The following is an 8,505-nucleotide window of genomic DNA, read 5'->3' as shown; positions in this document are numbered from 1 at the left end:
GTCGTAAGACAGCAGATTTACAGTCTGCCCCATTTGGCCACTCTGGTATTCGCCCCTTTTCTTAATTGCGGAGCAAAGGTAGTCAAATTATTTTAATCTGCAAGCAAAAGCATGCATTTTTATTGCTGTTATTGCTGCTTCATCTCCTTTATTCCCATATTTCCCTCCTGAACGGTCTATTGCCTGCTGCATATTTCCGGTAGTTAACACTCCGAAAATCACGGGAATATCCAATATCTCATTTAAATGAGTTATACCCGATGTCACTCCCTGACACACATAATCAAAATGAGGGGTATCTCCCTGTACGACACATCCCAATACAATTACGGCATCCGGATGATAAAAAGAAGCCATACGTTGAGCACCAAAAGTCAGTTCAAATGTCCCGGGCACACGACCGACAAATATATTGTCGCTTTTCACACCATGCTTCTCAAGCGTATTACAAGCTCCCTCAAGAAGTTTCTCGGTAATATTCGCATTCCATTCAGCACAAACGATCGCTACTCGCATATTACTTGCATCAGGGACTGTAGCCGGATCATAAGAGGATAAATTTTGATAAGCTGTCGCCATATATCTTCAAAATTTTTATTTATATATTCAACTTGTTAAAAAAAGCCACCCGAAAAAGGCGGCTTTTCATTTATAATATATGATTCAGGTTTATTTTACATGAGCTTTAGCTCTTTCTATATATTTATCAATATCACGACCGATCATAGATTGTGAGTATTCATCTTTGATCTTCTGATAAAAATCCAGAGCTTTCTTATAATTTCCCATCTTTTCTGCTACGGTAGCGGCTTTTTGTAAAAATATAGGTGAAGCCATTTCATTATCCGCCTTTTTTGCAGCCTTTTCAAAGGCCTTGATTGCATCATCATATTGGTCCATATTGGCATAACAATTACCGATCATAGCTTCAATATTCGGAGACAAAAATGCATCGTCACCATCAAATTTTTTCAAATACGCCAAAGCTTCCGCATCTTTGCCCAAGTTATAATAACAAATACCGGCATATGCCGCAGCCAAATTTCCCGCTTTTGTAGAGGAATAATCATCGGCAATTGCCTCAAACCCTACAAAATCTGCACCATTTCCTTTCAAAGCTAATTCAAAAGAATCCTTAGCGAAATATATTTCACCTTTGTACATCGCAGCCTGAGCTTTCACTTCACGGGGCTGAAAATAAAAATGCCGTACCGAAAGGAAACCGGCTACCACAAGAATAATGATCAATACGGTAACCAACAAAGGCTTTTGATATTTTTCTACAAATTGTTCGGAGGACGACAAAACCTCATTTACCTTATCAAGTTCGTCGTGTTCAAGTTTTTCTTTTGACATATGATTTTAATTTTATTTCGCGTATAAATTTTTAAGCATGTGTTTTTAGGTTGACAAAAGTAATTTAATTATATTTATAAATGAAATTTCCATCTCATTTTTTTACATCTACCCCCTTAATATCTTGTTTTTTATCGGGTTTTAACCACCAAATTCCCTTTAGAATAAAAAAGTTTATGTACGTTTGCATCTCAAACGTATATACGAATGATCTTATCACGGTTATCCATTATAAATTTCAAGAATATCGCACAGGCAGACCTTTCGTTCTCCCCGAATATCAACTGCTTTTTAGGGAATAACGGTATGGGGAAAACAAATCTGCTGGATGCGATCTATTATCTTTCGTTCTGCAAAAGCTACTCTCACATAGCCGACTCGCAAATCATCCGCCATGACGAAGACTTTTTTATGTTACAAGGGTATTATGATAATAACGGAAATGAAGAAGAGGTATATTGCGGGATGAAAAAACGTCAAAAAAAACAGTTCAAAAGGAATAAGAAAGAATACGGCAGGCTATCCGACCACATCGGATTCATTCCTTTGGTTATGGTTTCGCCATCCGACTCAGATCTTATTTTGGGAGGAAGTGACGAACGACGACGCTTTTTAGACCTTGTAATTTCCCAATTCGACAAGAACTACCTCGATACGCTTATTCGTTATAACAAAGCTTTAGCTCAACGGAACGCTTTGCTTAAGCAAGAGATCAAAGATGCCGCTTTATATGAAATATGGGAAGAACAGATGTCTGTTACGGGAGAAGAGATTTTCAAACAAAGGAGATCGTTTTTATCTACGTTCATACCTGTCTTCCAAGAATTTTATACATATATATCCGATGGTAATGAAACGGTCGGATTATCTTATCGGTCACATCACGAGCATGGAGAATTGTTCACCCAATTGGCAGAAGTAAGAGAACGTGATCGCATTTTAGGTTATTCCACTCGAGGTTCACATAAAGATGAACTGGAAATGACATTGGGTGAGTATCCCATGAAACGAATCGGATCACAAGGTCAGAATAAAACTTTTCTGATCGCTTTGAAACTTGCCCAATTCGATTTTCTGAACCGGAACGGATTCACGTCTCCGATTTTACTATTGGACGACATTTTCGACAAATTAGACTCCCAACGAATGGAACGCATCATTTCTTTAGTCTCAGAAGAGCGTTTCGGGCAAATTTTCATAACGGATACCAACCGTGAATATCTCGACGAAATTATCCGTAAAACCGGACATGATTTTCATCTTTATCAGGTAATACAGGGAAATATCGAGAGTCTAAAGGAGGAGAAATAAAAATGAAAAAGCAAGATGCCCAATCTATCGGAGAAATCATCGACCGAGTACTCAAAGAACAAAATCTCGATTTGAAATTAGATGAAACCCGCCTCATAAAGGCATGGAATTCTCTGCTGGGCGAACAAGTCGCATCTTATACGACCAAACTTTATATTCAACGGGGTGTTCTGTATGTACATCTCTCATCTTCCGTATTACGCAGCGAGCTCAGTATGTGCCGAAATATGTTGATGGACAGACTAAATAAGCAAGTAGGACGTCAAATTATAACAAACATAATATTCAGATAACTCTATGCAAGACATGATTTTCAAACATACGTTACCCGTACAACTCAGATTCAACGACATCGATGCCTTAGGACATGTAAACAATTCTATTTATTTCACATTCTATGATTTGGGGAAAGCCCGTTATTTTGAAGACGTAAAACGCAGCCCCATCAACTGGAATGATGCAGATCTCGTCATCGCGAATATCAATGCCAATTTTTTACTACCGGTCTTCATGCACGAAAAAATAGCTGTGCAGACCGCCACAATATCTATCGGAAACAAAAGCCTGAAAGTTGCCCAACGAATCATAAATATCGAGACAAAAGAGATAAAAGCAACTTGTGAAACAATCTTGGTCGGATTCGACGTGAAAACATCTTCGGCAAAAGAAATTTCCGATGCATGGAGAGAGGCAATTTCGTTTTATGAAGAACGGGATTTCTCTAAAAAGCCACAAATCAGACCCGAATAAATTTAAACAAATCTTTTAAACCGGTAATTACAGACAAAAAGTTTTTTACTTTTTGCCCGTAGTAACACGTTCATAACAAGATTCTCCCCACACAGCATTCGCCTCATAGTCATGACTCAAGCCATTATATTGAGGATTTATCTCGTAACGGCCTTCTTTATTTATAAATCCTATATAATCCCCGACCCAAACTGCGGCTAAATTACCCACAAAAGGGAGAGCCCTATCGAATTGGGGTTTAATAACAACCATACCTTTTCTGTCGATATACGCCCATTTCTCCTCAAGGAGTACAGGAGCCCTGTCTCCGTCAAAAAAGCCGAATGCTTTCTCAAAACGGGGAGAGATTACTATTTCCCCGCTAAGGTCACACCAACCCCACAAGTTTTCTTCAGACTTCACCTGAAACCATTTTCCATCACTACACATCATCTCAAACTGAGGGTCAACAACATATTTACCCTTCTCATCAATGGCTCCCCACAATCTGTCCTCTCTCACCAAAGCTACACCCCGATCATTAAAAGGCATTGCTTCATCATAACGGCATTCAATAACCGCCTCCCCGCCTTTATCTATAAAACCCCATTTCCCTTTAGCATCCCGAACTGCGGCTTTACCCCGAGAAAAAGACATTGCCCCGGAAAAAACCGGTTCTATTACCGGTTCTCCTTTTTTATCGACATATCCATAACGAAGTTTCCCTTTTTCACGGATCGAATAGAGTGCCATATCTTCATGATAAGTCTCCACACTTTCTGCATCCCGAAGTGTAAATTTCAGCTCTCCCTTTTGATTAATGGCACAAGGTGCTTCTCCCGGACGAACGACAAAAGCCATTCCTTCACGAAAAACCGTTGCCTGTGTATAAACAGCCGGCAGAACAAATTCTCCGGAATTGTCGATAAACCCGATACGAGCACCACGCCCGGCCGTCTGTACCAAAGCAATATCCTCACGGAAAAGCGAAACCGAAGGATATAGTCCGTTAAACTCCATTTTATCTTCAGCGTTTATATATAAACAGCTATCTCCATGCCAAACCGGAATAAGAGTAACAGATTCGATACGTCCCGATTGTGAATTACAGGCAGAAAAAACAAACAGCGATACCAAAACCGCTCCAAGACAATACTTAACTTTCCGTGCAACCATCTGTCTACAACTTTTATGTATAACTACAAATATACGGTTTTGTTTCATATTTTTCATCGAAAAAATTCAGGCAGGCTCTTAAAACAGCAAGAATACAAAAGTCTATACCCGTTTCAACCGAGCTTTAAATTCATCTACTTTATCATTCATCACCAATGCTTCCGGAAACTCGGTTTCCCTCAATAAATCATACAGCCTGTCATAACAGGCTATATCGAATGATATATGGGCATCGCTCCCGAGAATAACAGGGACTTCATACTTTTTACACAGCCTTAAAATCTCCAAGTTATTTCTACGTGCAGCACTCTTATTACGGACAGGATTTAAAGAACTGTTGTTTATTTCAAGCAATGTACCGTATTCTTTAGATGCCAATACAATCGGTTCAAAATTCAAAAGAGCAGTTCCATCTCCGGGATGACTTATGATATCGATATGCGGATTGCTTATAGCTCCGATTACCGCATCGGTATTTTGATCTGCCGTTCCGGAAGAATAACAAAAAGAATGAATCCCTGCGATACAAATATCCAAAAAAGAAAAATATTCTTCCGGCAAATCCACATTTCCTTTATAATCAACGATATTGGTTTCCGCACCTAATAACAACTCCACTCCATACATTTTCCGGGGAACTACGTGCAAATTCCTGAAATAAATCAAATCGCACGTTCCCGGAATGCCGGGAGTATGCTCTGTTATTCCCAATAACCGCAATCGTTTTTCCGCAGCGCTTTTCACCATCTCCTGCAAAGAACTGAACGCATGACCGCTCGCAATCGTATGAGTATGTACATCCAACAATATATCCATAAACATTTTTAAATATAAAAGCAAAAAGGACATCTTGATAAGATGTCCTTTTACAGACCTATTTCATACAACTTCGATTATACTATCTTTATATTTGATTTATCATATGTTTCGATATGCCGGCTTCTTTTTTCTTCCAGAATTTCATCTACGGCAATCAATATTCCCGACTCCTCCACATCTCCGAATTCATCATTAATAGCCGTCCCGAACATCCTCATCGTAGGAGATAAACTCATATAAGCATTTACTAAAGGCGGAATATTGAATCCCAAAGATCTTACATACTGATTCAAGACTTTATAATCTTCTTTAAAATCGTCGTTTCTAAACAGTCCGGACATTTTTTCATAATCCATGTTGGTCTCCAAAGGCGTTCTCGGCCAGACTAAATGATCAGGATCCGGGAAATGCTTATTCAAGAAATAAAGAATCATATTGCGTCCCTCTGCAGAGAAAGTAGGATACATCGTCACCTTACCAAAAAAATATCTGATTTGCGGATATTCTACGGTCAAAGCACCCAAACCGTCCCAAAGATTATCTAACGCAAACAAACCCTTAGAACCCGAACGGGTAGATTGATACTCCAATGTCACAAACGATCGCCCCAGCTCCAAAGTGCTGGGCATATATTCATCAATAAATTTCTGAGAAAAATCAAACATATGAGAAGTCGCGATTATTGGATGTCCGGATTCATCATAACGGACATTTTCTCCCAATATAAACCGATAACCGCCCAATATTTCCTCAGCATCCGGATTCCATACCAAAAGCTGCTGGCACGGCTCATCCATCAGATCATACCTGTCTACATCGACCTCCTTTCCTGTCCCACCACCGGCATGACGAAATGCTATCTCCCGTAACCGTCCTATCTCTCTCATCGTATGAGGAGCATTAAAACAGTTGACGATATATATATCATTTCCCCCTTTACGAGTATGGCGAAGAAAGCGTTCCGGAGTAAGTTCGGCTTTGATCAGGTCTCTATCTATCGGCGCTATAATTTCTTCCATAATATCACTGATGAATTTCTTATCATTTTTTTAATTCGTACACCTTATCTTTCACAAACTGAGCCCATTCAAAAAGGCTTTTCGATTTATCAAAAGTTTGCCAAGGTATAGGCTTACCGATATGTATCACAAATGTTTTGTTTTTACTTTTAAACATTTCACTCGGCAAATATATCATTTCTATATTAAATTTCAATCCCAGTTTCTTACGAATACGAGCAAACCGATAAAAAAAACTGGAATTTAATCCCTCGAAATATATAGGAATCACATCCCTCTGAAACTGGATAGTCTTAGAAATAAAAGCTTTTTTCCATTCCAAATCGCAAATTCGACCTTTTTGTCGTCGGGATACCAATCCTGCAGGAAAAACGAACATTTGATCATCCGATTCATAGGCATTCTTCAATACATCGGCTGCATCTTTCGCCTGACGTCCATGCTTATTTATCGGCAAAAACACAGGAGCTAAAGGTGCTACATTCATCAACAGATCATTTACCTGAACCTTAATATGAGAATTGTATTTTTTCCCGAACACAGACACCAAAGAAACACCGTCCAAGCCCCCCAAAGGATGATTCGATGCAAACGTAAATTTACCTTCAGCAGGAATGTTCTCCTCTCCCTCCAACTTCACCTTTACATTCAACTCCGACAACAAAGCATCTGCAAAATCAACGCCTTTGCAATCGGCATATTCCCGCAGAATATAATTCATCTGCTCCTGACAAATCGTTTTTTCTAAAAAACGATATACAAATCCGGGAATTTTTTTCCCGACCTCAGGAGCTTTTTTCTTAATAACCTTTTCAATATCAATCTGTATAGGCTCTTCCTTTTCCATTTTATCCATAAAAAGAGAAACAAAAATAGCATATATTTCTTTAACTCCCTTGAGCTTCATTCTTATTTTTTTAATTTTTATTCCTTATCTCTTAAAATTTTCAATATCGAATGCCGTTTTTTCCGAAGATTTTACATCAAAAAAAACAATTTTCACATATTGTTTAACATTACAATAACCCACTATCCGACAAACCCTTGCAAAGCCATATTTTGTTGATAACTTTTGATAAAAAAATAAAGCTCCTATAAATAATTATTCATACCTTTATCGTCTAAAAACTATTTCATATTTATCGGCGATCAAAAACTTATGCAAAACACTGTATATCACATACCTGCATTACTCAATGAATGTATCGAAGGATTGAATATCCGACCAAGCGGAATATATGTCGATGTTACGTTCGGAGGAGGTGGACATTCTAAAGCGATACTAAACTGTCTGGATGATGACGGACACCTATACGGATTTGATCAAGATGCCGATGCAGAGCAGAATATCTTACACGACAGCCGATTCACTTTTGTCCGTAGCAATTTCCGTTTTCTTAAGAATTTCATGCATTATTATAATGTCGAAAAAATCGATGGACTATTAGCTGATTTAGGTGTTTCATTTCATCATTTCGATGATTCTGAGCGAGGCTTTTCTTTTCGGTTTGGCGGAAAACTGGATATGCGGATGAACAATCGGGCAGGAATTTCTGCCATTGATATTTTAAATAATTATGATGAAGAAAAATTATCGGGCATATTTTCTCTTTACGGAGAATTAAAAACCGCCCGGAAAATAGCTGCAGCAATTGTTCAAAAAAGAACAGTAGGAAAAATAACGGATATTGAAAATTTTTTAGAGATAATACATCCGTTCATAAACCGGAAACAAGAAAAAAAAGAATTGGCCCAATTATTCCAAGCTTTACGCATCGAAGTAAACCACGAAATGGACAGCCTCCGTAAAATGCTGACACAAGCAGCCGAGTTATTAAAACCCGGAGGACGTATTGCTATTCTGACTTATCATTCTCTTGAAGATAGATTGGTGAAGAATTTTTTCAAGACCGGTAATTTCGAAGGGAAAGCCGAAAAAGATTTTTTCGGAAGAATTAATACTCCTTTTAAACCGATAAACAACAAAGTGATCGCCCCGTCCGATGCAGAAATAGAACGAAATCCAAGGTCAAGAAGTGCAAAATTGCGTATTGCGGAAAAAATATAATAGATAAATTTTCTAAAGAAAATTATC

Annotated in this window: 10 protein-coding genes; 4 read left to right on the top strand and 6 right to left on the bottom strand. The window is 38.4% G+C overall.

Features of this window, described 5'->3' with window-relative positions; translation table 11 throughout:
• Positions 1-87: 87 nt before the first annotated feature.
• Both ribH and AC0UMU_RS08455 read right to left on the bottom strand, forming a co-directional pair.
• Positions 88-579: a 6,7-dimethyl-8-ribityllumazine synthase gene (gene ribH / locus AC0UMU_RS08460; RefSeq protein ID WP_122303818.1), complete on the bottom strand. Its 492-nt coding sequence runs from the start codon at positions 577-579 to the stop codon at positions 88-90.
• A 90-nt stretch (positions 580-669) separates the two neighbouring features.
• Positions 670-1,356, bottom strand: a complete 687-nt coding sequence (locus AC0UMU_RS08455) for a tetratricopeptide repeat protein (protein WP_022390252.1) — start codon at positions 1,354-1,356, stop codon at positions 670-672.
• Positions 1,357-1,563: 207 nt separating this feature from the next.
• On the opposite strand from AC0UMU_RS08455, the gene recF reads away from it, so the two are divergent.
• From recF to AC0UMU_RS08440, 3 genes are read left to right on the top strand one after another with little or no spacing between them, the layout of a single operon-like run.
• Positions 1,564-2,667, top strand: coding sequence for a DNA replication/repair protein RecF (gene recF / locus AC0UMU_RS08450; RefSeq protein ID WP_278714869.1), 1,104 nt, complete (start codon positions 1,564-1,566; stop codon positions 2,665-2,667).
• A gap of 2 nt (positions 2,668-2,669) precedes the next feature.
• A complete protein-coding gene (locus AC0UMU_RS08445) occupies positions 2,670-2,960 on the top strand; it encodes a DciA family protein (protein WP_009318104.1) in 291 nt (96 codons plus the stop codon).
• Positions 2,961-2,964: 4 nt separating this feature from the next.
• Positions 2,965-3,417 carry an acyl-CoA thioesterase gene (locus tag AC0UMU_RS08440; RefSeq protein ID WP_022603013.1) on the top strand — a complete coding sequence of 151 codons (453 nt, stop codon included), beginning with the start codon at positions 2,965-2,967 and terminating at the stop codon, positions 3,415-3,417.
• 45 nt (positions 3,418-3,462) lie between these two features.
• Here the strand turns inward: AC0UMU_RS08440 and AC0UMU_RS08435 are convergent, their stop codons facing one another.
• The 4 genes from AC0UMU_RS08435 to AC0UMU_RS08420 all read right to left on the bottom strand — a co-directional run bounded on the left by AC0UMU_RS08435 (position 3,463) and on the right by AC0UMU_RS08420 (position 7,257).
• Positions 3,463-4,572 carry a WG repeat-containing protein gene (locus AC0UMU_RS08435; RefSeq protein ID WP_169721147.1) on the bottom strand — a complete coding sequence of 370 codons (1,110 nt, stop codon included), beginning with the start codon at positions 4,570-4,572 and terminating at the stop codon, positions 3,463-3,465.
• Positions 4,573-4,674: 102 nt separating this feature from the next.
• Positions 4,675-5,388 carry a phosphatase gene (locus AC0UMU_RS08430; protein ID WP_022603010.1) on the bottom strand — a complete coding sequence of 238 codons (714 nt, stop codon included), beginning with the start codon at positions 5,386-5,388 and terminating at the stop codon, positions 4,675-4,677.
• 77 nt (positions 5,389-5,465) lie between these two features.
• A complete protein-coding gene (locus AC0UMU_RS08425) occupies positions 5,466-6,410 on the bottom strand; it encodes a glycine N(alpha)-acyltransferase GlsB (protein WP_022603008.1) in 945 nt (314 codons plus the stop codon).
• A gap of 22 nt (positions 6,411-6,432) precedes the next feature.
• A complete protein-coding gene (locus AC0UMU_RS08420) occupies positions 6,433-7,257 on the bottom strand; it encodes a lyso-glycine lipid O-acyltransferase GlsA (RefSeq protein ID WP_278714880.1) in 825 nt (274 codons plus the stop codon).
• A 312-nt stretch (positions 7,258-7,569) separates the two neighbouring features.
• Between AC0UMU_RS08420 and rsmH the strand changes: the two genes are divergently transcribed.
• Positions 7,570-8,478, top strand: coding sequence for a 16S rRNA (cytosine(1402)-N(4))-methyltransferase RsmH (gene rsmH / locus AC0UMU_RS08415; protein ID WP_122329726.1), 909 nt, complete (start codon positions 7,570-7,572; stop codon positions 8,476-8,478).
• The last annotated feature ends 27 nt before the right edge of the window (positions 8,479-8,505 follow it).

The organism is Coprobacter fastidiosus, assembly GCF_982245605.1.
Note: the sequence above shows the minus strand (reverse complement) of the source record. Positions and strands in the feature narration are given on the sequence as shown.